General features: G+C 33.8%; 23 protein-coding genes, 2 pseudogenes and 1 riboswitch. Of the genes and pseudogenes, 8 read left to right on the top strand and 17 right to left on the bottom strand.

Features of this window, described 5'->3' with window-relative positions; translation table 11 throughout:
* Nucleotide 1: 1 nt before the first annotated feature.
* From VK90_RS13480 to VK90_RS13465, 4 genes are all read right to left on the bottom strand, one after another.
* On the bottom strand, nucleotides 2–1,111 hold the full coding sequence (locus tag VK90_RS13480) for an ABC transporter permease (protein ID WP_048373432.1): 1,110 nt from the start codon (nucleotides 1,109–1,111) through the stop codon (nucleotides 2–4).
* A 35-nt stretch (nucleotides 1,112–1,146) separates the two neighbouring features.
* Nucleotides 1,147–2,085, bottom strand: a complete 939-nt coding sequence (locus tag VK90_RS13475) for an ABC transporter ATP-binding protein (protein ID WP_048373431.1) — start codon at nucleotides 2,083–2,085, stop codon at nucleotides 1,147–1,149.
* A gap of 136 nt (nucleotides 2,086–2,221) precedes the next feature.
* Complete coding sequence (locus tag VK90_RS13470; protein ID WP_048373429.1) at nucleotides 2,222–3,322, bottom strand: sensor histidine kinase; 1,101 nt, start codon at nucleotides 3,320–3,322, stop codon at nucleotides 2,222–2,224.
* A 4-nt stretch (nucleotides 3,323–3,326) separates the two neighbouring features.
* Nucleotides 3,327–3,965 (bottom strand): response regulator transcription factor, encoded by a 639-nt coding sequence (locus VK90_RS13465; RefSeq protein WP_025148965.1) that lies wholly within the window; start codon nucleotides 3,963–3,965, stop codon nucleotides 3,327–3,329.
* Nucleotides 3,966–4,184: 219 nt separating this feature from the next.
* Between VK90_RS13465 and VK90_RS13460 the strand changes: the two genes are divergently transcribed.
* From VK90_RS13460 to exsE, 4 genes are read left to right on the top strand one after another with little or no spacing between them, the layout of a single operon-like run.
* Nucleotides 4,185–4,730 (top strand): RNA polymerase sigma factor, encoded by a 546-nt coding sequence (locus VK90_RS13460; RefSeq protein ID WP_308197272.1) that lies wholly within the window; start codon nucleotides 4,185–4,187, stop codon nucleotides 4,728–4,730.
* Nucleotides 4,727–5,170, top strand: a complete 444-nt coding sequence (locus tag VK90_RS13455; RefSeq protein WP_048373427.1) for a hypothetical protein — start codon at nucleotides 4,727–4,729, stop codon at nucleotides 5,168–5,170. Before VK90_RS13460 ends, VK90_RS13455 begins: the two co-directional genes overlap by 4 nt.
* Nucleotides 5,163–6,233, top strand: a complete 1,071-nt coding sequence (locus tag VK90_RS13450) for a hypothetical protein (protein WP_048373425.1) — start codon at nucleotides 5,163–5,165, stop codon at nucleotides 6,231–6,233. Before VK90_RS13455 ends, VK90_RS13450 begins: the two co-directional genes overlap by 8 nt.
* A complete protein-coding gene (gene exsE, locus VK90_RS13445; RefSeq protein ID WP_048373423.1) occupies nucleotides 6,230–7,186 on the top strand; it encodes an exosporium protein ExsE in 957 nt (318 codons plus the stop codon). The genes VK90_RS13450 and exsE overlap by 4 nt, the downstream gene beginning before the upstream one ends.
* Before the next feature lie 30 nt (nucleotides 7,187–7,216).
* Here the strand turns inward: exsE and VK90_RS13440 are convergent, their stop codons facing one another.
* A complete protein-coding gene (locus tag VK90_RS13440) occupies nucleotides 7,217–8,464 on the bottom strand; it encodes a DUF445 domain-containing protein (protein WP_048373421.1) in 1,248 nt (415 codons plus the stop codon).
* A 490-nt stretch (nucleotides 8,465–8,954) separates the two neighbouring features.
* The gene (locus VK90_RS13435; protein WP_048373418.1) at nucleotides 8,955–10,298 is read right to left on the bottom strand and encodes a D-serine ammonia-lyase; all 1,344 of its coding nucleotides are present in this window, start codon (nucleotides 10,296–10,298) and stop codon (nucleotides 8,955–8,957) included.
* 148 nt (nucleotides 10,299–10,446) lie between these two features.
* On the opposite strand from VK90_RS13435, the gene VK90_RS13430 reads away from it, so the two are divergent.
* Complete coding sequence (locus VK90_RS13430) at nucleotides 10,447–10,992, top strand: helix-turn-helix domain-containing protein (RefSeq protein WP_048373415.1); 546 nt, start codon at nucleotides 10,447–10,449, stop codon at nucleotides 10,990–10,992.
* Between the two features lie 71 nt (nucleotides 10,993–11,063).
* On the opposite strand, the gene kdpA is transcribed toward VK90_RS13430, so the two are convergent.
* The 7 genes and pseudogenes from kdpA to VK90_RS13400 form a co-directional block, all read right to left on the bottom strand.
* Complete coding sequence (gene kdpA, locus VK90_RS13425; protein ID WP_048373413.1) at nucleotides 11,064–12,731, bottom strand: potassium-transporting ATPase subunit KdpA; 1,668 nt, start codon at nucleotides 12,729–12,731, stop codon at nucleotides 11,064–11,066.
* A 100-nt stretch (nucleotides 12,732–12,831) separates the two neighbouring features.
* Nucleotides 12,832–12,974, bottom strand: a riboswitch (cyclic di-AMP (ydaO/yuaA leader).
* 155 nt (nucleotides 12,975–13,129) lie between these two features.
* Entirely contained in the window at nucleotides 13,130–13,813 is a 684-nt protein-coding gene (locus VK90_RS13420) for a prolipoprotein diacylglyceryl transferase family protein (RefSeq protein WP_025148972.1), read from the bottom strand.
* A gap of 14 nt (nucleotides 13,814–13,827) precedes the next feature.
* Complete coding sequence (locus VK90_RS13415) at nucleotides 13,828–14,382, bottom strand: TlpA family protein disulfide reductase (protein WP_048373410.1); 555 nt, start codon at nucleotides 14,380–14,382, stop codon at nucleotides 13,828–13,830.
* 21 nt (nucleotides 14,383–14,403) lie between these two features.
* A pseudogene (locus VK90_RS28615) lies at nucleotides 14,404–14,517 on the bottom strand (cytochrome c biogenesis protein CcdA); the annotation flags it as partial.
* Nucleotides 14,518–14,571: 54 nt separating this feature from the next.
* Nucleotides 14,572–15,384 (bottom strand): M56 family metallopeptidase, encoded by an 813-nt coding sequence (locus tag VK90_RS13410; protein WP_048373408.1) that lies wholly within the window; start codon nucleotides 15,382–15,384, stop codon nucleotides 14,572–14,574.
* Between the two features lies 1 nt (nucleotide 15,385).
* Nucleotides 15,386–15,802 (bottom strand): BlaI/MecI/CopY family transcriptional regulator, encoded by a 417-nt coding sequence (locus VK90_RS13405; RefSeq protein WP_048373406.1) that lies wholly within the window; start codon nucleotides 15,800–15,802, stop codon nucleotides 15,386–15,388.
* A gap of 166 nt (nucleotides 15,803–15,968) precedes the next feature.
* Nucleotides 15,969–16,367: a DUF3942 family protein gene (locus VK90_RS13400; protein WP_002171310.1), complete on the bottom strand. Its 399-nt coding sequence runs from the start codon at nucleotides 16,365–16,367 to the stop codon at nucleotides 15,969–15,971.
* Nucleotides 16,368–16,775: 408 nt separating this feature from the next.
* Between VK90_RS13400 and VK90_RS13395 the strand changes: the two genes are divergently transcribed.
* Entirely contained in the window at nucleotides 16,776–17,474 is a 699-nt protein-coding gene (locus tag VK90_RS13395) for a peptidase E (RefSeq protein ID WP_048373404.1), read from the top strand.
* 219 nt (nucleotides 17,475–17,693) lie between these two features.
* Here the strand turns inward: VK90_RS13395 and VK90_RS13390 are convergent, their stop codons facing one another.
* The gene (locus tag VK90_RS13390) at nucleotides 17,694–19,103 is read right to left on the bottom strand and encodes an MATE family efflux transporter (protein WP_048373402.1); all 1,410 of its coding nucleotides are present in this window, start codon (nucleotides 19,101–19,103) and stop codon (nucleotides 17,694–17,696) included.
* A gap of 233 nt (nucleotides 19,104–19,336) precedes the next feature.
* On the bottom strand, nucleotides 19,337–20,101 hold the full coding sequence (locus VK90_RS13385; RefSeq protein ID WP_025148979.1) for a DUF2087 domain-containing protein: 765 nt from the start codon (nucleotides 20,099–20,101) through the stop codon (nucleotides 19,337–19,339).
* Between the two features lie 622 nt (nucleotides 20,102–20,723).
* Between VK90_RS13385 and VK90_RS13380 the strand changes: the two are divergent.
* Together VK90_RS13380 and VK90_RS13375 are read left to right on the top strand one after the other, a co-directional pair.
* A pseudogene (locus VK90_RS13380) lies at nucleotides 20,724–21,130 on the top strand (PH domain-containing protein).
* Between the two features lie 175 nt (nucleotides 21,131–21,305).
* Nucleotides 21,306–22,655 (top strand): FAD-dependent oxidoreductase, encoded by a 1,350-nt coding sequence (locus VK90_RS13375; protein ID WP_048373400.1) that lies wholly within the window; start codon nucleotides 21,306–21,308, stop codon nucleotides 22,653–22,655.
* A gap of 51 nt (nucleotides 22,656–22,706) precedes the next feature.
* Here the strand turns inward: VK90_RS13375 and fumC are convergent, their stop codons facing one another.
* Both fumC and nhaC read right to left on the bottom strand, forming a co-directional pair.
* A complete protein-coding gene (fumC, locus tag VK90_RS13370; RefSeq protein ID WP_048373397.1) occupies nucleotides 22,707–24,095 on the bottom strand; it encodes a class II fumarate hydratase in 1,389 nt (462 codons plus the stop codon).
* A gap of 121 nt (nucleotides 24,096–24,216) precedes the next feature.
* On the bottom strand, nucleotides 24,217–25,620 hold the full coding sequence (gene nhaC, locus VK90_RS13365; RefSeq protein WP_048373395.1) for a Na+/H+ antiporter NhaC: 1,404 nt from the start codon (nucleotides 25,618–25,620) through the stop codon (nucleotides 24,217–24,219).
* Nucleotides 25,621–25,661 lie beyond the last annotated feature (41 nt).

Raw genomic sequence — 25,661 nt, 5'->3', positions numbered from 1 at the left:
ACTATAGCCCCTCCCGTCTACGTAATGCAATAATCGCAATTAATAAAAAGATTGCTGAAATTCCGAGGTTTAAAGATATTACCGGTAGCGCCGCCCCTATGTCATTTGCATAAATAATTTTCATAATGGCTGTGTTGGCCCACGTTAATGGCGATAAATTCGTAACGACATTTTCTTCCACTACGAAATAAGCACCGCCAAAAATAGAAGCTAATTGCACAACAACCATAATAATTGCTCTAGATGCCTCACCCGTTTTTGTAATATATCCGATTCCTAAACCGAAGCTAATTGCTAGAAAGACTTCTGTTAGTAAAATAAGAAATATGATTCCAAGATGATCGCCCCAATTTGCTTGAAAAACAAATTTACTAAATAAAACGACGAGTAATAGACAAAGTGCATTTGCTACAAGACTACCGAGCACTTTCCCAACGAAAATTTCAGCTTTACTTATAGGTGCTGCAATTAATCGATCTCCTGTTTTACGTATGCGTTCTCCTCGAATTAAAAAGCTCGCCCCCATTGCAGCATACAGTGCAATCATTGTCGTCATTACAACCGCAAAGTAATCCATAGAACCAGGTTTTTTAGCAGCTTGTAAAGATGTTTCTTTAATATAATCATTATGATTTCCGTTTGAAATAACTGCGCTAACCTTACTTGGATCTACTTTTGCAACTTCAGCCGCTACATTGTACTTATCAACAAATGTCGTAAGCATTCCTTCAACAATACTTCCCTCAATACTACTTCTATTGCTTCCGTAAAATTTCGTACCATCTTTATTCAACTCTACATATGCAGCATATTTATTTTGCTTCACTTCTTCTTTCCCATCTATACCTTCAGAAGCTTTTTTGAAATGGACACCCGATTTATCGACCTCTTTCGTAAATGCTTCAAATGCTTGAGAAAACGTGCTACTCGCTTCATCTTTATAAAGCACTTGTATATCTTTAATCGGATGACTATCGCTATCAAATGCGTTACTTAACGCTGTTCCTAATACAAGCATAAGCACAATCGGAAATGCTAACATAAAAACTAAAGTTCTTACGTCCCTGAAATCTCTTTTAATGTGCATAACTGCAATATTGAAGATGTTCAATCGATGAACCTCCCTTTTCTATTCTTACAATCACTTTATTTATCTCGTAAGTTTCTTCCTGTCAATGTCAGGAATACTGTTTCTAAATTCGGAGCCTGCTCCTCTAACGAGCGGATTTCAACGTCATGATTAATAAAGTGTTGAATAATTTTATTTAAATTATTCAATCCTGCATCCGAGTTTACCTTGATTACGTTCTCTTCAATTTGAACAGCTTTCACACCGTTTATCTCTTTTAACTTTTCTACATCTAAATTTTCTACTGACTTCACTTCAATCCAAATGTCTTTCGTATCGGTAATAATCGCTTTTAACTGTTCTTTCGTTCCTTCTGCAATCACTTTACCGTGATCCACAATTGCTATTTTCGTACAAATCTCTTCTACTTCTTCCATGTAGTGGCTCGTATAAATAATTGTGCTTCCCATTTCATTTAATTTTCGAACAGACTGAAGGATATAGTTTCTTGACTGCGGATCAATTCCAACTGTCGGTTCATCCATAATAATTAACTTCGGTCTATGTGCGATTGCACAAGCGATATTCAGTCTTCGTTTCATCCCGCCAGAAAAGTTTTTGGGGTAACTTTTATGTTTATCACTAAGCCCCACAAATTGAAGTGCTTCCTCTACTCTCGCTTTTAGCTCAGCTCCTCTTAGTCCATACAATCCAGCAAAGAATTTCACATTTTCATAGGCAGTTAACTCTTCATAAATCGCAATATCTTGTGGAACGATACCGATGTTCATTTTGGCAAATCGATTATGTTTCTTTATATTTTTTCCTAGTATGCTGATTTCACCTTCATTACTTCTTAACAGCCCAGCAATCATATTTATCGTTGTACTCTTACCAGCACCATTCGATCCTAAAAATCCAAATATTTCTCCTTCTTTAATAGATAAAGACATATTATCTACCGCGATGAAATCACCAAATTTTTTCGTTAAATTTTTAATTTCCAATGTATTCATCATTTCACCCCTATTTCGGTTTCTCTGCTGTTATTATAAACAAAAAGAATGAACCTGCTCAGTGCAGAAGTTCATTCTTTTCACATGAGATTATTCACTTTTTTCATATGAGATGATTCATCCTCGTCCCATTCCCTTATATCGGCAACAACATCGTTACTGAAAAACCACTTGTCCCATCAGCAATAATTTTCCCGTTTACAGACGCTGTTCGCTCCTCCATCCCCATAATACCGAGACCTTTTTTAACGAGAGCTGCACCTTTTCCGTTATCCTTTACCTGAACCTTGATCATCTTGTTCAGCACACTAATATCTATTGAGATGACTGTCGCATCAGCGTATTTCATCGCATTTGTTAACGCCTCCGTAACATTTTCACCGATAATTTTCCACTGAATTGGAGAAATCATATCTAAATTCCCTTTATATACGAAAGGAATGTTTATATCATGCTTACCGGCAAATTCCTCTATGAATAATTTCATACGATGAATGCCAATTTGCTCTGTTGGTGGCTTCATATTTTTTAATGTAATCCGAATGCTTTCAATGCCGTCTTTCGAAATATGAATTGCATTTTGTAATAACTCAGCAGATTTCACTTTATCTATTTCCATTAATCGCTTCGCTGCTTCCATTTGAATAAGTGCACCCGTCATCGAGTGACCAATTTTATCATGAATCTCTTGAGATAATCGATTTCTCTCCTCTAACTTAAATGTGTATTCTGATTGCCTTATGTAATCTTTATTTTCATTTAAACTTTTCGTAAGTCTTTGTATGTCTTTTCTCATTTTATCATTTTGCATTTCGAGTTTTAATAATCGCGCTATATAGTGGTGAGCTATCATTAAGGAAAAAAAACAAAATGTACTAATAAGTCCATACGTCATTTGAATACCTTCACCTATAAAAATAATAGGAAGGGTCATAATGAAAAAGATTAACCATTTCTTTTCTATATAATAATTTACAATTTCATATAAGTTCAAAGGTAAAAACAAAATAAAAAACGGATGAACCTTCCATGTAAATAACATGACTACGCCAATTGACACACAGATTAAAGCCTTATTGTACGTATCTTTTTTTAATATAGAAATCATTACATTTATAGAAAGATATGTAAGCAAAGTAAGTATAATCCACGGTAAGTTCGTAACATTTAAATGAATATAGCTGAACACTATATATAAAAAGACAATAAGTTTACTTACAGTTAACCAAAATTCCATATCATTAATCTACTTTCCCTGTTAAGTAATAAATCGCAATTTGTGTGCGATGTTCAAGTCCAGTTTTCCCTAAAATAGATGTAATATAATTTGCAATCGTTCCTTCTGATATGAAAAGTTGCTTCGAAATTTCTTTATTAGAAAATCCTTTTGCAATTAATGCGATAATACTAAGCTCTCTTTCTGTGAAAAGGCTCTTATCTATTTTAGACTCTGTTTCTTTATTTTCTAGTAAATTACTCTTAATTTTATCAAGCACCACATCTTGCATAACAGTTTGGCCGTTATATACTCCTTTTATTGCATCACGAATACGCTCCGGATCGTTATTCTTTAATAAATAACCTTTCGCTCCGTTTTTCACTGCGTCCAAAATATATTCATCATCATCAAACGTCGTTAAAATAAGAGGTTTCGTTTTTGTCTCTTCACAAATTAACTTCGTCGCCTCTACCCCATTCATGTTTGGCATACGAACATCTAAAAGCACAATATCAACTTCATGCTTTTTACAATACGCTACAGCCTCTTTTCCATCATTTACAGTTTCTAATACCTCGAACTCTTCGTATGTATTTAAAATAATCTTCATACCTTCTCTTATAAATGAATTATCATCCGCTATTAATATTTTAATTTTCATGTTTGCTAGTATGGACCTCCCCCTACTAACATTCACATCCTTTCTCCTCGTATCATTACCTACTTGCTCATTATATACTTCTGCTTACCATTTTTTCACACCTTTTTCATATAGCCCCTTCTCTAAAAATATATTATTCTTTTTTTACAACATGTGTAGGGTGACTTATCATTTCTGACGTCTATATAATAGAATGCGTCAAAAAGGAGGGAGAGAACGATTGAGGAAAGACAATTAATTGAAAAAGCACAACAAGGAAGTGAGCATGCTTTTCGTATCCTTGTACAAACGTATCGTCATTATATTTTCCAAGTTATATTTTCTATTTTAAGACATGAAGAAGATGCCAAAGATGTGACACAAGAAGTATTCGTAAAAATTCACGCCTCTCTCCCTAATTATCAATTTCGCGGTTTAAAAACGTGGATGGCACGTATTGCCACCAATCACGCTATTGATTATAAGAGGAAAAAAGCTAGAGAAAACGAAGAACTCTCCTTATGTAAAGAAACTGAAGAAAATATAAAATCCTCTCATAATATTGAGGCTTTATTATTGACGAAAGAGCAAAAATTACTGATTGCTCAAAAACTGAGAGAACTACCCGAAAATTACCGTGATGTTGTTCTCGCACATTATTTAGAAGAAAAAAGCTATCAAGAAATTGCTTTACAAGAAAACCTCGAAGTAAAGAACGTCGAAATGAAACTGTATAGGGCAAGAAAATGGATTAAAAAACATTGGAAGGAGGAAGAGTTTCTATGACGCATTATGCAAAAGAAGATTGGAGCAATTATACGCTAGATCTTATAGCAAGCAATGAACGTGAATCTATGGAAGAACACCTTTATGAATGTGATCATTGTTTAGCACTTTATATGGAAAGTATTGATGAACAACATGAAAACCTTCCAATGATAAATGATGATTCATTTACAAACGAAGTTATGGCGCAAATTAATTTTGAAACGTTACAGCCTAATGAAAATATGAAATCAAACCAGCTAAAGCGCACGATCATTCATTACATAATTGCGACTGCGGCTACAATCATTTTTATGGTAAGTGGTTTATTCCATTATATTTTCACAGCGACATCTAATTTCGAGAAATCTTCTAAAGAAAATGGAACTTCTATCTCACAACAAATTGTAAACAAAACAGTGCACACATCCAAAAAGGACGGAGGTTTAAAGCATGAATAAAAATCCCTTTTTAGCACTTGTATTAGGGCTAATTCCTGGGCTTGGACATTTATATTTAAAGAAGATTGGACGTTTTATTTTATATAGCGGAGGATCTTTATTACTATTTATTGCTACAGCAGGTATTACAGTTCTCTACGGAGATCATAAAATTATTTTTCTTCTCCTATTTTTATTTACAGCTTTATGGACAATCAATTTAATTGACTTAGTCATTACTCTTATAAATCAATCACAAAAACAAGATGCAGAACAAAATCTAGAAACTACTAAAGAAAGTGAAAGATTTTATATCATTCTCCTATCAATCATCCCTGGACTTGGACATTTTCAGTTAGGACTTATGCAGCGTGGTCTTACATTTTTAGTTGCATGCACAGGCCTAGGTAGCATGATTGTATTTGTTACATTACTAACTCATCAAGAAGGTTTCCTTATTTTCCTTATTACGCTACCTGTTTTATGGATTTATAACTTCTTTGACGTTGTTCAGCAACTACAGAAAAAAGAACGCGGTGAGCAACTAGATGATCGTACTATTTTCGAAGATTTTGAAGAACATCGAGAACTAGGCAAGAAAAGTAAAACATTCGCTTCTATTTTAGCAATGTTCCCTGGAGCAGGACATATGTATTTAGGCTTACAACGCCGCGGTCTTCAGCTTATGGCAGCCTTTTTACTTTCTATATATTTACTCGATTTATTAAGACTTTCTGCCTTCTTATTTTTAGTACCGATCATTTGGTTTTATAGCTTTTTTGACACATTACAGCAAACAGCAAAATACGGAAAAGAAGGCATACATGACGAACCTATCATCGATTATTTTATAAATCATCAAAGATGGATTGGCATTGGTTTAATTGTATTAGGTGGTTATTATTTATTAGATCAAACACTCCTTCCTATTTTGGACGATTATTTTGCAACTATATTTAATATTCATCTTAGCGAACTGTATTATCGCTATTTTCAAACATCTATCGTTGCGCTCCTCTTAATTGGTGGCGGCTTTAAATTGTTACTTGGAAATAAAGAAAACAAAGGTGGGACAAAAGAATGAGGACATGGCGTGTTGGAACCATCTCGATGGGGATTTCCATTATTTTATTAGGTTTATTTTTACTATTTTCAGTCGTAAAAGGCGTCCAAGCATTAGATATACTAACAGCATGGTGGCCTGTTTTACTTATCATACTTGGCACTGAAATTTTACTTTACCTTCTATTTTCTAAGAAGGAGCAATCCTTTGTTAAATATGATATTTTTAGTATTTTCTTTATCGGTGTTTTAGGAAGCGTAGGAATTGCTTTTTATTGTTTACTATCCACTGGATTACTAGACGAAATACGTCATTCTATTAATACAACGAGACAAACTGGTACTATTCCTACCGAGCAACTTAGTATGCCTGAATCTATTACAAAAATTGTAGTAGATGCGGGTAACCATCCTCTAACGATAGAAGGTAGCAACACGAATCAAGTTCATCTTCTTGGAACATATGAAATGACGACGAAAGCAAATGAAAAACTCAATTTAAAACAAGAGGATTTTCTTTCAGTTCAAACGGCTGGAGAAACGATGTACGTAACATTAAAATCATTACCAGTTCAGCATACGTTATTTAACTCCGCAACACAGGTGAAACCAACGCTTGTACTCCCGCAAAATAAAAATGTGGAAATTCGCGCTTCAAATAACGAACTATCTCTTTATCCAGGTCAATTACAAAATAATTGGTTTGTACAAGAAAGTTCCAATGTATCTGTTCATTTAGCAAAAGAAAGTGATGTATCTTTAACAGCCGTAACAAATCAAAAAGAAACTCACGGAAATACACCTTGGGAACAAGTAGAAAACTTAACGAAAAAAGAAGATAATTCTTCGGAAGAAAATCCAGAATTAAACGAACGAGAACATTGGTATAAAAACACGGTTAAAACAGGAAATGGGACATATAAAGTAAATATTGAGAAGGCTTATAGTTTAAATATGAGCGTTATCGAAAAGTAAAAAACCTTCCACATTTGTGGAAGGTTTTTCTCATATAATCGCTTTTATTCCTTCTAAAACTAATCCAATCATAAAACCACAAACAGCCCCGTTCACACGGATCCACTGCAAATCTTTCCCCACATTATTTTCAATCATTTCGATTAATGTTTTATCATCTAGCTTATCAAGATTTTCTTGTACGAGCTTTCCAATTTTCGAATGATTTTTTTCAACAAGCGTGACAACTTGCTTTTGTAACCACTCTTCTATCTTTTGAACAGTCAGTGCGTCTTCTTGTAATTTATTCATTTGTGTTTTTAAAAATGGAACAAGGTATTTATCAGCAAATTCTTCATTTTTCACAAAGGTAACTGCTCTTTGTTGTACTTGCTCTAGCATCTCTTTTATTTTGTCAGTAGCATTCCAATTGGCAATCCATTTTTCTTTCCAATTCTCTAATTCCTGTAATAAAGCTTCGTTTTCTTTCACATTTATAAGCTCTTGACGAATCTTCATTACTATAAGTTGTCTTGTACTATTATCAGCATCTTGCAAGCTGTTAATATTGCTAATAATAAACTTTTGCAAAATGCCTCCAATTTTATCTTCATCTACAATATTCATAAACGATTTCAAAGTAAACTGTAAAAATCCATCTACTTTTATGTTTTCCATCGCCTTCATCCCTAAGCTTCCGAGCTGATAACGAGCTTCATCTTGAGCCGTCCAATCTTTCACTTTTACTAATATGTAATCAAGTGTTTTTTCATCATATTCTTGCACTACTAATTGATCAACAAGCATTTTTAATATGTTACTTGTGTCAATTGTATGCAAATATGTTTTTAATTCTTTTTCAATAATAACCGCTAATTTTTCCGTATCTATTTGAAGAATCGCTTTCTCAGCAATTGTTACAATCCCTTTTTTCACAGCATCAGACTGCAACTCTTTTTCAGCAATTTGCAGTACCATTTGTGCTAGCTGCATTTCTTTTACTTTACTTGTAATACTTTCTTTCGTCAGCCATTCATTTTCTAACGTAGAAACGAGCCCCTTTGTTACCCGCTTCCGATTTTTAGGTAATAATGCTGTATGTGGAATCGGAATTCCCAACGGATGACGGAATAAAGCTGTAACCGCAAACCAATCCGCAAGCCCGCCGACTAATCCCGCTTCAAATCCCCCTTGTATAATTTCCCCTGCTACCGTCCCTTGAAAAGGGATAGAAGCCGCAAAGCCTACCCCCATAACTCCAAGCGAAATACCCGCTATATATTTTGTCTGTAATGACATCGTATACACACATCCTCTTATTATATAAAATAAAGCTTTTCTTATTATATTTAATCAATATTAGCAATCCTTTATATCTATACTATAAAGAACTAGGGTGAAAATAACAAAGTTTTTATAATGATTCCTATAAGTATCAAAAAAATAAATGGGCTAAATTTAGAAATGTTTTATTATCTCTATTACTATTTAATTAAAATATTGGTTTTGAAGAAGAAATTATATTTGGAGGATACCTTTTGTCAAGGTTAGTTATCTTATTAGGAAGGTTTTAAGGAACATTTCTTACTTATACATTTTTTGTAATTACTCATTCATTTATGCCGAGTATTTAAAGTGATACTTCTAAAGAGCTAGGAGACTGGATAGGAGCTGCTCTTGTTGAACATTTGCTATACACTTTTATTTTTACACTCGTCATAATAATTTACTCCTCCCTATTTTTTAAACATTCCATATAAATAAAAGAAAAATGAGGCTGCAAATAGCCTCATTTTTCTTTTAACGTCAATTTCACACCTTTTTTATAATACTCACTCATTACATCTTCTGGTACCATACTCCCACCAGTTCCCCATACAATATGTGTACCTTTCTTTACCTTTTCCGTTAACTGATGTTTTTGTAAATACTCATTTTCAGCTTTACATACATTTAACGGACCTATCATACCTGCTAACGCAGAAGGCTCTAAGTAAATGTTTTCAGTATCAGCCAGTTCTTTTAACAATCTATACAACTCTTCATCGCTTACTGTATAATTCCCGCTCAAAAACGGTTCCATCGTTTTACCGACAAATCCTGATGGTCTTCCTACCGCAAGTCCATCAGCTTCTGTTACATTATCAATGCCGATTTCTTGAACAGAAATTTTATCGTGAAGTCCCGTCATTAAACCTAGTAGCATACATGGAGAGTGCGTAGGCTCAGCAAAGAAACAATGAACATTGTCTTTATACAATAACTTTAAACCGAATGCTACTCCACCTGGGCCCCCACCGACTCCGCACGGAAGATAAACGAATAAAGGATGTTCTTCATCTACTACAATCTCTAACTCTTCTAATTGTTTTTGCAAACGAGACGCTGCTACTGCGTATCCTAAAAATAAGTCATGTGAATTTTCATCATCAACAAAATAACAACTAGGATCAGCATCTGCTTGTTGACGTCCTTCTTCTACCGCTTTACTATAATCAGCTTCATATTCAATAACGTTTACATTTTTGCTTCTTAATAAATCTTTTTTCCATTCTTTTGCGTCTGCTGACATATGAACTGTCACATTGAAACCTAATTTCGCACTCATAATACCGATGCTAAGCCCTAAATTTCCTGTCGAACCTACCGCAATAGAATATTTCGCAAAAAACTCTCTAAATCTATCACTATCTAAAATTGAATAATTATCTTGCTCAGTTAACATTCCATGCTGCAAAGCTAATTGCTCAGCATGTTTCAGCACTTCATAAATGCCACCTCTTGCCTTTATTGATCCTGATATTGGAAGATGACCATCACACTTTAATAATAATTCTCCTAAAATAGATTGCCCGTAATTTTTCTCTAAAGATTGTTTCATAGAAGGTATTTTCACTAAAGGAGATTCTATAATTCCGCTCGTTTCTTGCGTTTCAGGAAAAACCTTTGCAATATATGGTGCGAAGCGTTTTAACCTCTCTTCTGCATCTTTTACATTTTCTTCATTAAGCGGTGAACCTTTTATCGCCGTTTCATACTTTTCCGTATTCGGGTTCACCCAAAATACTTCTTCCGTTGCAATAAGGTTGTTTAATAGTGGGTATCGTTCTTTTAATGCCTCTATCTCCTTCATTCCTCTTCCTCCTCATATCCTTGTAGCTAGCCATACAATAAATTATAATTAAATTAATTTTAATATAGTTTAACACAAAATTCAGTTTTAGTTAATTTTAATTTAATTTATTTAAATATAATTTAATAACCATTAAGGAGAATTTATTATGGAAAATATAGATATTGGTAAAAAAATTGAAAGACAAAGAAAAGAAAAAGGGTTAACTAGTAAAGAACTAGCAAAGTTGGCTGAAATTACACCATCTATGCTTAGTCAAATTGAACGTGGTTCTGCTAATCCTTCCATTCAAACATTAAAGGTACTCGCAAAAGCTCTTGATGTTCCAACATTTAGTTTTTTACTTGAAGAAACAAATACAGACGATTTAATCGTTCGTTCTAATAAACGAAAAAAAATGATTATTGATAATTTATCATATGAATTGTTATCGCCTGATTTCACAGGAAATTTAGCAACAGCAATTATGACTGTTCCTCCAAATACTTCTTCATCAGAAAATCCTTTAGAACATAAAGGAGAAGAATTAGCATTTGTATTAGACGGGAAAATTACATTGTATTTAAATGACGAGGAATACATATTAGAAACTGGTGATAGTGTAAAAATACCGGCTTATCTAAAGCATAAATGGGTGAATCAATTCGAGAAAAATGCAATTGTTTTATTTTCTGTTACTCCGCCGATTTTTTAGTTCATATTATGAAAATGAAAACTGGGTAATCCTAAAAAACACGGATTACCCTTCTTTATTACATGATACAGTTAAATTATCGTTAAAAATTCAGCAATTGGGCCAAGTACGAGCACTGGTAAAAATGTTAATGCACCTACTATACATATTGTCCCTAACAAAATCCCGCCAAATAAACGAGTATCAGTTTGAAAGGTTCCTATCGTTTCAGGGATAATCTTCTTCTTTTTAAGCCCTACTGCAACAGCAAGCATTGTAATGATTCCAAAATACCTACCAATATACATTACAATACCAGTTGAAAGATTCCAAAACGGTGTATTATCTTTTAACCCTTCAAATCCAGATCCATTATTAACAGCTGACGACGTATATTCATATATTACTTGAGTTAAACCGTGAAAACCAGGATTGGAAATGGCATCCGTTCCATGATAAGTCGAAAAAGCAATTGCCGCCGCTCCAAGAATAAGTAATGGCTGAGATACAATCGTAATCGCGATTAACTTCATTTCTTTTCCTTCCAATTTCTTATTCAAAAATTCCGGTGTACGGCCGATCATCAATCCTGCTAAAAACACAGCAATCATCGCATACATGATTATATTCATAAACCCAACTCCAATACCACCAAACACTGCTCCTAAAAGCATATTTACAAGCGGGACCATCCCTCCAATTGGCGTTAACGTGTCATGAGTCGTATTGACCCCACCAGTACCAGAGGCACTTGTAACATTCGCGTAAAGAGCTGAAGAAATAACACCGAGACGCGTTTCTTTCCCTTCCATATTTCCTTGTGAACTTTCTAATCCTAATTGATTTAACAGCGGATTCCCCTTTAATTCAGTCGTAGCAAGAACCGAGAAACCAATTATAAAAAGAATAAGCATTGATATAAAAAGCATTCTTCCTTGCTTTCGATTACCGACCATTCTCCCATATACAAATGGAAACGCCATTGGCATTAGCATTTGTAATACCATCTGCAACACATTACTGACCATATTAGGATTTTCGAAAGGGTGTGCAGAAACCGTTCCAAAAAATCCGCCACCGTTGTCACCTAGTTCTTTAATAGATAATAAAGAAGCTACCGGCCCGCGTGGAAGCTCTTGTATTGTTCCTGCTACCGTTTTCACAGTTACTGTTGGATCAAGGGTTTGCGGTACTCCTAATAATACAAATAACAATGATGTTATAAACGCAATCGGCAGAAGTACACGTATAATAGATTGAACAAAATCAACAAAAAAGTTCCCAATTCTTTTCCCAGCCAATAGACGAATAAATGTAATACCTACCGCCATTGAAGTTGCTGGAGCCGCGAACATCATAAACGTTACGCCTATCATTTGAGAAAAATGCGATAAACTACTTTCACCACCATAATGTTGTAAATTTGCATTCGTCATAAACGTAATCGCTGTATGAAAAGCTAAAGTAGGTTCTAATCCTTCAAAATGATTAGGGTTTAACGGCAATATTCCTTGTAACCTAAAAATAGCATATACGACTACAATAAAAGAAAAATTCGTCATTAATAAGCAAAAGATATATCTTTTACCACTTTGACTATGACCTTTAACTCCAGTCACTTTAAATAATACTGTTTCTATCGGTCCAAATACTTTTTGAAATGAATGATGCTTTTGAAAAGCGTTATATAAATAATCTCCCATAGGTTTTGCGATTAACACGAATAGACCAATTGTAATTAGACTTGTAAACCAGCTCATTCTTTTCTCCCTCTCTTTAAGAATACATATTTTCATTTTTTGCTACTAAGAGAATAAAAAAAGAAAACACTAGGTTACACCTAGTGTTTTCTATACACAAGTCCCCCCTCTCAAAACGCTGACGAGGTTAGCTGTCGGATTCGGACCTTGAGAGTAGCCCTACCTATAAAAAGGATTCACCCCTAGTGCCATATGCACAAATTTGGTTCCCCCGCTCCATAATGGATTAAGCGATACATATTCGGCTGCCAAATACAAATTGAGCTATTCTGTCTGTAAATATACTCCTCTGAATTGTACTTGTAAAGAGAGAAATATAATTCTCTTTTTACAACAAACTATTACAAAATAACTATTAAAAATAGCCATGCACGGATGCTCTCCGTACATGGCTATTTTTATTTTTTTGGCACTAACAAAATACCTAAACTAATAACACAAAAACTCATTATTTGCTGTATAGACAGACCCAATAGAATCGAGTTTTGTTCACTAATTAGCGAAAGGAGTATATGAGCTATTCCTTCACAGATTAGAAAGAAGCTTATATTCTTTCTATTTCCTAATCTTTCATTCTTTAACCATAACGAGCCTATTATACAAAGTGCGAGTACAATTTCATACACGAAAATAGGATGATATAAAAATTTAGATTCATATATTTTCACACCCCAAGGCACTGTAGTTTGTACACCTAATTTTTGATGAAATAGAAAATAAAAAATAATACTCATGCATAGTCCAAAAGGCAATGCATCAAGTAAAATACGAAGCGAAAATTGCTTCTTTTTACTTTTCCAAACAATGTATATACTTGCAATTATGCACCCCACTATAATGTGCTGAATACTTCCTACAGCTAATAACGCTTGCAATGGCGATCCTATTGCCCATACTGGATTTAAAATTGCCGGTGCAAATTTCCATACAAATACGATGATAAGAAAAGCATTTGTTACAACATCCATCATTTTTTCATATGATACATTTTGGTGCCTCATCTTTCGTTTCATCAGTATAAATCCAAATAGACTTCCTATTATAAGCGATACTGGTTGTAACCTCACTATCCACTCCATCACTATAAAATCCCCTCTTAATTCTCAATTAATTTCTTAAACTTCTCTTCTAATTGTTCTGGAGGTAATACCCCTCGTGCTTGATCTACTATAATTCCATCTTTATTAACAAAAAATGTCGTTGGTAACGAGAATACTTTATAATCGATTCCAGCTACTCCATCCATATCTAATAGAACAGGAAATTTAAATCCGTGACGATCTGCAAATGCGCTCGCTTCTTGTACTGGATCCCCGATAGTTGCATTTACCGCAAAGATTTCAACATCCTTTTTATATTTATCATACAAACGAACTAAGTCAGGAGCCTCCATTTCACATGGGCCACACCATGATGCCCAAAAATTAATAATATATGGTTTTCCCTTTGCATCATTTAACGAATAAAGCTTCCCATCTAATCCTTTTAATGTTATGTTCGGCGCTTTAAATCCCACTTGTGGTAATACTTCTTTCTCTTGTAACTCCGCTTGTTTCGCTTTTCTTTCTTTTTCTTCTTTCTTAGTATTATAAAAGTTAACTCCTGCCCAAATTAATGCCCCGGCTAATATAATAACAATTAGTTTCTTCACTTTTCTGCCTCCTCATTTCTAAATTCCTGTAATATATGATAAATAAGATGGATATAGTGGTAAAGAACATGGTGATATAAATGAAAGTACCCCTGGCCCTACTACTAGCCAAATTGTTAGATCCGCTACATTCATTTTATTCCTCCGCATTGCACTACGAGTTGTAGTGCTAATAAGTAAAAAAAGAGGCTATATGCACTCTCCGACAATAAGTACAATCGACATACAAAATAGCCCTAACGTAACATATACTGAATTTGTATGTAATGGTATATTGAGCTTAACAACTTTTTCATTCAACACTTGCTCGATCCGTAAATTAATTGCGGTTTTCGCAAATGAAGCTGTAATACATTTATTTTCCATCGTCTTTATTTTAATTAATTTTAATAACGCACTACCTAGCTCGAATGAAGATTTCATTTTTTGCATCGCATATTTATCAGCTGATAGCTCTTGATACACATGATAACGCTGTAGCATCCCTTTTAATATAGGAATATACATCATTCCTTCCGCTAACAGTGTAAAGAAAAATAATTTTAATGGATCTCGATTTTTTTGATGATACTCCTCATGTAAAACAATCGCATCAATTTCTTCCTCTGAAAACGACTGAAACATCCCTTCTGAAATTACAATTTTCGGTCGAAATAACCCAATTGTAAATGCTGTAATCTGTAACGTCGATAATACGTATACTCGCTTTCCTTTTCTTGTAATAGACACGAGATTTTTCTTCAATCTTTTACTATAAAAAAACTGCTTCCAAATTCTTTTACTTATAATGAATATAGTAAATAACAGTAATCCAGCCATCATAATGCGGAGTATTGATAGTTCCCTCATATGCTTTTGCAATTCAAATAAACAAAACTGTGAAAGAAAAAATGCTTTATTTTGAAAAAGAAATGGGTATGTGACGTAGTATACTAACATACTAAAAAAAAGAACACTAATACTCACTGCTAACAAAACGATTTTACGCATTTGCCACTTCATGTTATCGGTCCTCTTTTTTTAGCTGATTTAATTTCTCTTCTAACCTTTTTATTAAAGACGGATCAGCTTGCTCTAACTCATCTATCATATGGTTCACAACAAGATCTCCAAATTCACCCATTAATTCCTGTGTCATTTTCTTCGTTTGATTAGATAAAAATTCTTTTTTCGTTTGTGCCGCACGATATATGCCACTTCTTTTCACAATATGTTTTTCTAAATGTGCTTTCTCTACTAATCTGTTCATAACTGTCATTACAGTATTAAAATTCACCGGGGATTCTTCACTTAATTTTTGCTGTACTTCTTTAATAGTAATACCTTGAGTAGACCAAACAATTTCCATAATTTTCGCTTCAAGCGGTCCGAAAAAGTGATTTAATCCTTGCTCATTTAACTTGTAGTTTTGAGTAAACATATTATAACTCCTTTCACACTACAGATTGTAGTACGAAATAAATAAAAGGTCAAACATGAATGATGTAAAACGATACTTTTAATTAGCTTTTTACCAATTTCCACTAATTATTAGCCTGTACCGTGTTAGGTTCATTGTAAACCTTAATCTTCTGCCAACATAGTTGTTATTGTAAACCTAACTTCTCACCAAATGTCTCAAAGAGATAATATTCTAATATTTGCACACTAAATTTTTCATTACGCCCTAGTGCAAATAATTCCCGATCCTTTGCTACGATAGTATCCAATGGAATAACGACATTATCCACTATTTTTGTAATTTCAATTACATTACTTTCTACGTTTACTTCTGTTTTAAATTCAATATTTTCTAATACTATATGTGAACGTCTTCCTGATGCCAAAAAAGTAAAATTAGGATTTTTAACAAAGCCAATTTCACTCTCTAAAGGATATAAATACTGAAAAATTATATCTCTATGTCCATCCTTTATTATTTTTTCATCCTTCTCATCATCTAAATATTCTCTCAGTTTTGTTGTAAATTCAAATCGAAAATCCACTCTTTCACGCTCCCTCTTTTCATTTCATACCAAATAAATATATCGATATAACTTTACCCTATTATAAAATAAGTTCCTATAAAAAGTAAAAGCCACTTTTGTAAATTCTCTGGTATTTCCCGCACCTTTTAACTATAAAAACTCCTTCAATATTAATTAATACGTCGTTATATTCATTTAACCATATTACTTCCATACTTTGAAACGATAGTATCCAGTATTATATATCAATAAACTGCTTCTAATCCCTTGCTATCTACTGCTACCGACAGCCCTTACTATTTCAATATATTTTAAACTGTATTTTTTATTATTCATTCCACTTGTTAATTCATTAAATCACAGAAGGAATGTAACTCCCCGCTATCGAATTTTTACATAACAAATATTATTAGGTGGTGCTTTCCTATGAAATTAGCTGTCATTGGTGGCGGTGATTTACAAGATTCAAATCACTTGCATATTAATGAACGACTTATAAAATTAACAAATAAACAATACCCAAAAGTATTATTCATTCCAACAGCTAGTCATGATGATGAAGACTATATAAAATTATTTTTAGAAACGTTTGAAAAGCAGTTACATTGTGAGGTTCAAATTTTACGTATTATAAACGAAACACCTACTAAATATGAAATAGATGAGATGATTCATTCTGCCGATTTAATTTATCTTGGCGGTGGGAATTACGTTCAAATGCTGGAACAATGGAAAGAACATAAACTAGATGAAAAGTTACTATTTGCTTTACAACATGGAACACTTATTGCAGGATGTAGTGCCGGTGCTATGTGCTGGTTCACATCTAGCATCCGTTCAGATTATGAAGGTTCTGGTTATATAGAAAGTAGTGGCTGGAGTATTGTTAACAAAAGATTTTGCCCCCATTACAATCAATTAAATAGAGTGAATGCCTTCCATACGTTTTTACAAACTCACCAAGGTCATATAGAGGGCATTGCATTAGAAGATAATTGCGCTTTATATATTACAGAAGATTCATTTGAAATTATCGGTGAACCAGAGAAAGCTTGGGAGTTTTATATGAATAATGGAAAACTCATTAGACAACATTTTGACATAACTTTGAAAAGTTATTTATAGACATTTACTAACAAAAAATGAGGCGGTGCCAAATGATATTTTGGCACCGCCTCTTCTTTTTATAGCCTTGTTACTATTGTCAGTATTTGTTGGTAAATCGATATCCTTTGTCTAATTGCCGATATATTGCAAGTTATGATAGATATATTCGAAAAATTATTGATATAATTCCATTTACTATTGCACGAAATCAAAAGGGCATCACCTCATTTTCATCTTCTAACTTACTAATCGTGTAATTCGTTTCTTCTGCCATGAAAGCTTATAATATGCATACTGTAATATTAAGCTGACGATGAATGCAGCTGGATACCCAATCCATATCCCTTCTATACCAAGGCTCGTATGGTAAGAAAGATAATACGCCACAGGTACTTCAACAAGCCAAATTGATACAACACCGATTACAGTTGGCCATAGTACTGTACCACTTGCTCGCATTGTCGCACTAATAATTTGTGCATGACCGAAAATTAAGTAACTCCATAATGTAATCATGATTAGGCTATGAGCAATTTCAATTGTATTTTGACTCGTTAAAAATAGTGCTAGAATATCTCTTGAGAACAAATAAATAAGAGATATTAATACACCGCCAATGATGTAATTCATAATAATTCCGGCCTTAACAACTTTCTGCAATCGACCAAATTGGTTCGCACCAATTGATTGTGCTGCAAAAATTGATACTGTAATACCGAGGCTAACCGCTGGCATTTGTACATAACTTGCAACTTGATTCACAACGCCATACGCGGCTGTTGCATCTGAACCATATCGATTTACAAATGCGATTACCGCGATTTCTGATAATGAAACTAATATCATATTAATACTCGCTGGAATACCGAGGCGTAACAATAACTTTAATAACTCCCAGTCCATACGAAGATATTTTCTTACTGTCCTATCTAATTGTAGTGGATGATTTTTCTTCTTTAAATACATTAGCATGACAATAAAAGTAATTACTGTAGATATAACCGAAGCATAGGCTGCTCCGTAAACATCTAATTTCGGAAGTCCTAACCAACCAAAAATAAGGATCGGTAATAATAACATATTTAGTGCTGTACTAACTATTAAAAAGTAAAATGGTGTTTTGGAATCTCCCGTCCCTCGCATAAAAGTTGTATACGCAAAATATAAAAATAAAACTGGCATAGATATAAATAAAATACGCGCATAATGTACACTTATATCAATAATGTTTTCTGGTGTTCCCATAATGCGCATAATATCCAGTGCAAACACACTTCCTATTATCGCCAATACAACTCCGATAATAAAAGTAAACGTAAGCGTCGTACCAACGATAGCTTTTAAACGTTCTTCATTTTTAGCACCAAACGCCTGACCGATTAAAATAGAACTACCAGAACCAATTCCAATTACAAATGAAACGAGTAGGAAAAATAACGGGAAGAATGCCGATATAGCTGCTAAATCATTTACACCAAGCCATCTTCCTACTACTACCATACCAAATAATTGTCCTACTGATTGTAATACATTACTTAATAGTAACGGAACTAAAAACATGGACATCGATTTCCATATCGGTTTATTTTCCTTTTCTGACTTCTGTGACTCTACACCTTCTTTATTGTTATCTGTAGGTGGTTTCAACTTTCATTTCTCCTTTTAATTCGAGACCACACGGCTATATCCGTGCTCCACATGGTTGAAATTGCACCAACCATTTCTCTTCTAATTTTTCAATTCTGTCTACTCATTAAAATACTAACTTCTAACACTTCAAATCGTACTCTTACTATTCACTTCATACACTCTCTTCAACTTTTATCTCTTTGTATAGTTGTTTTAATTATGTGCTTCTATTCATTTTCCTTCTCTATTTCTTATAATTTCACCCAATATTGGCTTCCATCAGCTGTTCTATCTATAAAACCATATTCAATTAAATATCTTCTTAAAGTCACAAAATCCGGATATACATTTTCTAAGACTGCATTTACTTCTTTTTCAGTATACTTTTTATTACTATCAAACTTTCTCACTAAATGACGCAATATAATTAATTTACGTTTTTGCTTTTTAGGAAATTTAGACAGCGGTCCATCTAATCCTTCTATAAAATGCGCTTTTAACACTTCATCGTTTTCTTCTTCTGTAATATTGTAGCGATCGTCTACCATCGTAGCTGTTCTGTGAATCGGAACAAATTTAGATTGAACTTTTGATTTTTCTTCTGATAATTCCATTAATGCTAAAAATACTTTTGCTTGCTTCATCTTCTCCCGTAATGTAAATCGATGATTACGGATTGTTGATGTGCTCCCACCATCCATCTCTTTTACAATTTCTTTATCATTAAGTCCCATATGGAAGAATTGAACCATTTTCTTTTGCAAATCGGTTAAACCTGTAAACTTCTTATCTAGATTTAATAAATAATCAAACATAGACGTATGCTCGTTTTGAATATGCAACTGTACAAACTTCTCTGCTTCATACAAAACTTGATTATCTTGATAAATAACCCCTTTTATAAATGTCTCTCCACAAGCTAAGCAAATATATTCTTCTGCTTCCGTATCAAACACATACCCTTTCTTCAATTCCCCTACCGACGCATCCCAAAACTTCTCTGAAATATCACCCATACTAAACATTCCTCCAAAAGGTTTATTTAAAAACAAACAAATTATAATATCGTTTATTATCACTTCATCATCTTAACACAATGAAAATAAACATTTCAACATTCCGTTTGCCTATTTTATAAACTTTTATAAAAATATCTATTCAAAGATACAAAAAGGACTTATCACACCGAAAAGAGAATGTATTTTACAAACTAATTATTATGGGATGTGAAACAAAACATGACTACTATTCAAGATCCTTCCAGCACTCAATTTTAACTACAAAAAAGGTGTTTCCATATGCGGAAACACCTTTTTACCTCTTATATATTTTATAAACAACCTCTACTAAAACTTTACTCGCTTGTACAAATACATGTTTTCCATTTCCATCCTCAACAAATCTATTTGAACAACCACTAATGATTATCGTACAACTAATTATGACTATTACTTTAACTCTTTTTCTGCAAGTCATTTTATGCAACTCCACTGTTGAAAAACTTCATTTAAATTTATCCCATCAAAAAAGTTTACACGAATAATGAAACGTAAAGATATGCAATGTTGCATATTTTTACGTTTCATTATCATATTGTGATTTAATTATTTTAATAACTGGTATACCGAGGTGATTTACTTGAAATTTAAAGCGAAAAAAACCCATTTCATATCATTTTAATTTCATTGTTTATAGTTGTTTTTTTTATTTCTCTTTTCTTTCAAAATGAGAATTCAATTCTTTTCACACTCATGATGCTCTTAAATATCGTAAATCTCTCTTCTTTCTATTTTTCTCATTACAAAATAACGCAATCTTCTCTTGTTATTAAACATGGGTTCATTCTCCGCACTGAAATTCCGTTTGAAGATATACGTCACATTAAATACTCTGGTAAAAAACTTTATTCCGAAAAATGGACAAGACAACAATTAGAAATTTATTATAATCTATTCGATTCAGTAACATCATTTGTACCGCAAGAAGAGGAACAATTCATTTCATACTTAAAAGAGAACTGCCCACATATGAAAGTAATCGATTGATCCCCCACTAATTCATACTATTTACATATTAATCGCTCAGGCTAACTAATTTCTAAGTTAGCCTATTTTTATTCCAAAAAGATATCTCTATCTTTCCATCACCAACAAACAATACGAACATACACTATTTCTAAAAAAGTGAACTCTTACTCTAAACGAATGAAAGGTGCTTATCATGTATGAGTTAAGTTATGAAGGGTTAACAGGTGAAATTATTACACGATATGATTATGAATATGAAGACGCTAGACAAGAATGGAATCGTGCTGTTCAAAAATTCCCTTTAGCTATTGTTTATTGCTATACAAAATGGGATGTTAGTAATGCAATTATTTGGGCAAGAAAAAATGAAATTGCTATTCGCATTCGGTCTGGCGGGCACCATTACGAAGGGTATTCTATCGGCAACAACATCCTTGTAATCGATATAAGTAGAATGAACTGCATCCAGTTTAATCAAGATAAAAATACAATAAAAATTCAAGGAGGTGCTCAAAATAAACAAGTCTATGACTTTATTTCTTCAAAAGGTTACCCATTTCCAGGAGGAACTTGTCCAACTGTTGGAGTAAGTGGATATACGTTAGGCGGTGGTTGGGGCTACTCTAGTAGGTATTTCGGCCTTGGTTGCGACAATTTAATTGAGCTAGAATTGATTGACTACAAAGGTAGCGTAATTACAGCTAATGAATCTGGCCATAAAGATTTATTTTGGGCTTGCCGCGGCGCTGGTGGCGGAAACTTTGGCATTGTCGTTTCGCTAACTTTTAAGCTCCCTCCAAAAGTTGATAAAGTTACTTTAGTTGAACTATATTGGCCAAATGCTTCAGTAAACATCCAAAAGGAATTTCTTCATGTATGGCAAAATTGGTTAGTAGATTTAAATAATAAGATGACTATTGGTGCAAGTATATATAATTCAGCTACAGAAGGACTAGCAATATATGGACGAGGTTTATTTTACGGGACACCAGAAGAAGCTAATATCATTTTACAAGATTTACTTCATATAGACGGTGTAACAACAAATTTACAATATATTAGCTTTCTCGAGGCAATGGAAATCGTACAGTCTTCATATCCACCCTCTGAACAATCTAAATCTACAGGACGATTCGTGCAGAAACAATATAATGAGGAAGAAATAGAACAAATCATTAGTCTTATTCAAAAAAGAGCGACCGGCAGTGTTTTTGCAGCGATAAGCCTCTATCCGCTAGGTGGGAAAGTAAAAGAAATAAATAAAGATGAAACTGCTTTTTATTACCGAGATGCCTATTATATTATCGGGCTTCAATCTATATGGGAAGATCCAATCTTAAAAAAAGATAATGTACAATGGTTAGAAAAACGATTTGAACATATAGAATCCATAACAGAAGGCTCATTTGTCAACTTTCCGTACAGTCGTTTACAAGATTACATGACTGCTTACTACGGAACACATGCAAACAAATTAAGAAAAATAAATAAAAAATATGACCCACTAAACGTATTTACCTTCCCGCAAGCAATTAAAAACTGAAATACAATAAAAAATGCCAAGATTCTAAACTAAGAACCTTGGCCTCTTCCATTATTCTTTCGGAGCAATCATTTTTTTCGGATCTACAATTTCATCAAATTGCTCTTCTGTTAGTAATCCCGATTGCAGTGCTGCTTCTTTTAAAGTTAATCCATCTTTATGAGCATGCTTTGCAATTTTCGCTGCATTTTCATATCCGATATGTGGGTTTAGCGCTGTTACAAGCATCAATGAACGATTTACATTTTCATTAATTACTTCTTCATCTGCTTCAATACCAACTGCACATTTGTCATTGAATGAAACAATCGCATCAGCTAATAAATGAGCAGATTGCAAGAAGTTATAAGCAATTACTGGTTTAAATACATTTAACTCAAAGTTACCTTGGCTCGCAGCAAATCCGATTGTTGCATCATTCCCCATAACTTGTGCGACAACCATTGTTAACGCTTCACTTTGCGTTGGATTTACTTTACCTGGCATAATAGAGCTTCCTGGCTCGTTTGCAGGAATAGTAATTTCCCCAAGACCACTACGTGGACCACTTGCAAGCCAGCGCACATCGTTAGCAATCTTCATTAAATCAGCCGCTAATGCTTTTAATGCTCCATGTGTAAATACAACTTCATCATGACTCGTTAACGCATGAAACTTATTTGATGCAGACACAAATTGTTTACCTGTAAATTGACTAATTTCTGCTGCTACCATCTCGCCAAATTTAGGATGCGCATTAATTCCTGTTCCAACTGCCGTACCACCAATTGCTAATTCTTTCATATATGTATTGCTATCTGCAATCATACGCTCTGTTTTTTCAAGCATACGGTGCCAACCACTAATTTCTTGCCCTAACGTTAACGGTGTTGCGTCTTGTAAATGCGTACGACCAATTTTAATAATATGTTCAAATGCAGTTACTTTTTCTGCTAACGTTTCTTTTAATTTCGTAATAGCTGGTAATACATGATTTTCTACCGCAATTACACACGCTACATGAAGCGCTGTTGGGAATGTATCATTTGAACTTTGGGACATGTTCACATCATCATTCGGATGAATATGTACGTCAGATCCCTTTTCTTTCAAAATTTGATTTCCACGATTTGCAATTACTTCATTCACATTCATATTCGATTGTGTACCACTACCTGTTTGCCAGACTACAAGTGGAAAATGTTCATTCCATTTCCCTACGATAACTTCATCAGCAGCTTCCATAATTGCTTGCGCTTTCTCTTCTGATAACTTCCCTAATTTTTGATTACTAAGAGCTGCACTCTTCTTTAAAATCGCAAATGCTTTTACAATTTCAAGCGGCATATGCTCTGTTCCAATTGGAAAATTTTCCTTACTACGTTGCGTTTGTGCTGCCCATAATTTATCAGCTGGAACTTTCATTTCTCCTAATGTATCTCTTTCAATTCTGTACTCCATTTTTTCATCCCCTTGAAAATAAAATACTTACATTTCTTATTGTAACAGACTTTCGTTCGAATGATAAGAATTCTCATTCATACGTAAAAAAATACCTTCTGCGATGGCAGAAGGTATTTTTTTACGATACTTGCTTTCCTTTTTCAACGTCGTCTACATACCAAATGAACTTGCCTGTATATCCGTAAATAACTGCTAAAATAAGTGAAACGAAACTTAGCCACATAAACGGAATGTATGAGAACGTTGCGACACCTAAAATACCAGCCATAAAAATACCATTATCAGACCACGGAACCATACCAGAAGTTAACGTTCCACCTACTTCTGAATTACGCGCTAATACGCGGCGGTCTATTTTTAATTTATCATAGCTTTCTTCCATAATTTTTGGTGTTAAAATAAGTGATACGTACATCGCACAACCAAATATGTTAGCTAAAAACGCAACGATTAAAGTAGACAATGTTACATTACCTGCAGAATTTAATTTCTTCTCAAATTTCGATACGATTACTTTTAGAACACCTAGCTTTTCAAGTAATCCACCAAAACCTAAGCCGAAAATAATAACGGCTACTGAACCAAGCATACCATTAATTCCACCACGGTTTAATAACTTATCGACAAACTCAACACCAGATTGAATTGAGAATCCGTTATATGCTGTTCCAATTGCCTCTCCAAAGTGCATTCCTTGGAAAAGAGTTGCCCAAATTGCACCAATTAATGCTCCCATAGCAATTGTTGGCATAGATGGTTTCTTCATCGCCAATAGTACAATAACGATTACCGCTGGAACAAGCATCCATATTTTAATATCAAATTCCTTTAATAAAGCTTCTTTTAAAAACTCTACTCTATTTAAATCTACATTATCCCCGCCATACATCCATCCAGCAACAGTAAACATAATACTGGTAATAATATACGCCGGAACGTCTAATACGAGCATAGCTCGAACGTGAGCAATAACATCTACTTTCGCCATAGAAGCTGCAAGAACTGTACTATCAGAAAGTGGTGATAATTTATCCCCGAAATAAGCTCCTGAAAGGACTGCACCAGCTACAAGCGGAAGTGGTAATCCAAGTCCTTCACCAATCGCCATCATAGCGATACCAGCTGTTCCAACCGTTCCCCATGATGTTCCTGTCGCGATAGACGTAATTGAACAAATAATTAAAGTTGCCAATAAGAATATGCTAGGGTGAATGAATTCTAATCCATAATAAATTAATGTAGGTACAACCCCACCAGCAATCCACGTTCCAATTAAAGCCCCAACTGCAACTAAAATAAGAATTGCTTCTAATCCATTAGAAATCCCTTTCGTAATTGCATCTTGCAATTCTTGATAACGAAATCCTAATCTTAATCCAAGCGCAATAACTAAAAACCATGAAATAAATAGCGCTAATTGAATTGGGAGATCAAAAATCGTTTGGAAGGAAAAGACGACAGCAAGAAATAGGAATAAAAGAATAATAATTTCTAGCATCGATGGTAATCTTACACTTTTCATTTTTTTCTCTCCTTACAAGTCGATAACATGATGTATGCAGT

It is taken from the genome of Bacillus sp. LK2, from assembly GCF_001043575.1.
GTDB classification, from domain to species: Bacteria; Bacillota; Bacilli; order Bacillales; family Bacillaceae_G; genus Bacillus_A; species Bacillus_A paramycoides.
The sequence above is the reverse complement of the archived record's forward strand: the minus strand, read 5'-3'. Positions and strand labels throughout refer to the sequence as shown.